The sequence below is a fragment of the Pseudomonas frederiksbergensis genome, from assembly GCF_003732705.1.
Classification (GTDB): Bacteria; Pseudomonadota; Gammaproteobacteria; order Pseudomonadales; family Pseudomonadaceae; genus Aquipseudomonas; species Aquipseudomonas frederiksbergensis_F.
In genome coordinates this window covers 1-1,254 of the sequence record NZ_MOBR01000039.1, presented here as the reverse complement: position 1 = coordinate 1,254, position 1,254 = coordinate 1, and the positions used below count along the sequence as shown (strand labels likewise).

Annotated in this window: 2 protein-coding genes; both read right to left on the bottom strand. The window is 53.7% G+C overall.

Annotation, left to right across the window (positions count from 1 at the left end; genetic code table 11):
* Nucleotides 1-53: 53 nt before the first annotated feature.
* The gene (locus BK667_RS25125) at nucleotides 54-848 is read right to left on the bottom strand and encodes an IS3 family transposase (protein ID WP_259698186.1); all 795 of its coding nucleotides are present in this window, start codon (nucleotides 846-848) and stop codon (nucleotides 54-56) included.
* A gap of 35 nt (nucleotides 849-883) precedes the next feature.
* Nucleotides 884-1,180, bottom strand: a complete 297-nt coding sequence (locus BK667_RS33340; protein WP_185058275.1) for a transposase — start codon at nucleotides 1,178-1,180, stop codon at nucleotides 884-886.
* Nucleotides 1,181-1,254: the final 74 nt, after the last annotated feature.

The following is a 1,254-nucleotide window of genomic DNA, read 5'->3' as shown; positions in this document are numbered from 1 at the left end:
TTCGCGGGCAAGCCTGTTGGGGTCCAGTTTTTTTGGACCACTCCGTAGGAGCTTTAGGCCGCCTGCTGCTCAAAGAGCGCAGGCGGCAGGTTATTCGATGCGGTGTGGCAGCGGCGATGGTTGTAGTGCGACACAAAGTCGATCACATCCTTTTCCGCCTCAAGGTGATTCTGATAGCCATTTTCTGGCATCCAGTCGTGCTTCAACGTTCTGAAATAACGCTCTACCACCGCGTTGTCCCAGCAGTTTCCGCGACGACTCACGCTGTGGACGATTCGGCATTGCGCCAGACACGCTGAAAATCGCTCTGCAGTGTACTGACAGCCCTGGTCTGAATGAAACAACAGCTCAGGCATTGGGTGGCGCAGTGCTACTGCCAATTTCAGTGCTTTGATCGACAGGTCCGTGTCGGCGGTTCTTGAACAAGCCCACCCCACAATCCGGCGTGAAAACAAATCCATCACTACGGCCAGATATAACCAGCTATCCCTCACTTTGATGTAAGTGATATCGCCGGCCCAGAGCGTGTCTGGCTGGACCGGATTAAAGCGACGATCAAGTATGTTCGGCGCCGTGATACTTGGTTTGGTGGCGCGACGATAGTGAGCGTAACGCGGCCGGCGCCTGGTTAAATCAAGGGTCTTTATCAAGGAGCGCATGCGGTGACGTCCGATAAAAATGCCTTCCGCTTTCAACTCCTTGGATAAGCCGCGGGCCCCTAAAGCTTCGCGATGCTCTGTATGCAACGCACGAATCTTCATCTCCAAGCCACTCTCTAAAACACGAGGCGGCTTGGGTTTACGTTTCGCGTAATAGCTACTGCGGGCCAAGCCTAAGACCAGACACATGCGTCTAATCGACACTGCCCCTCTAACGCCGTCAATCATTTGGTTCGGCTGAACAGAACCTTCAGATGAGAGGGCAATTGCTTTTTTAATACTTGGTTCTCGGCTTCGACCAGCGCCAATTTTGCCTGTAGCGACTCGATCAGTTCCTGGTCCTGTGGCCGAGAGGGTTGTGAAATCCCCGCGTGCTCCCGACGCCAGAGCAGAACCCATCGACGTAGAGCTGTAGGTCCAACTCCCGTTAGCTTGCAGGCTTCAGGTATGGAGCAATTCATCTCCACAACCAAGCGAATGGCTTCCGCTTTTGCCCCGGTATCAACGACCCGATATCCCATGATGCTTCCTTAGGTAGATGCTCCTACATCATGGTCCAAAAACATTGAGCCACAACAGCCTCGCTCCTACAGGG